Raw genomic sequence first — 396 nt, 5'->3', positions numbered from 1 at the left:
ACGTCAAGGGTCCCGATGGTGCGGTGGCGGTGTCCAACGCTCATGGCACGGTGACCGGTGCGGCCGGTGGCGTGTTGCTGCGTCCGTTCGCTCGCCTGATCTCCAGCACGGGTGACTCGGTCACCACGTACGGCGAACCTTGGAACATGAATTAACAATTGTCACTCCTGTGGCGATCAAGAGGTAGCAGTCGCCGCGGCCGGGGGACAACCGGCCGCGGCCTTGCCAACCGGGGCTCGCCAACGCAGGTCATCTAGGGAGGTCACATCAACATGAAGGCAATCAGTCGGGTGCTGGTCGCGCTCGTCGCGGCCATCGCGGCGTTGTTCGCGAGCACGGGCACCTCACACGCGGGCCTGGACAACGAGTTGAGCCTCGTTGACGGCAAGGACCGCA

At 64.6% G+C, this 396-nt stretch carries 1 protein-coding gene and 1 pseudogene; both read left to right on the top strand.

The annotated features are described in order from the left end of the window. The coding region (locus AC30CM_RS27305; RefSeq protein WP_490120022.1) for an MspA family porin at positions 1–155 on the top strand (155 nt) is incomplete at its 5' end. Positions 156–272: 117 nt separating this feature from the next. Further along, positions 273–396, top strand: a pseudogene (locus AC30CM_RS27300) (MspA family porin); the annotation flags it as partial.

This window comes from Mycobacterium sp. DHQP2018-32-09 (genome assembly GCF_058148405.1).
Note: the sequence above shows the minus strand (reverse complement) of the source record. Positions and strands in the feature narration are given on the sequence as shown.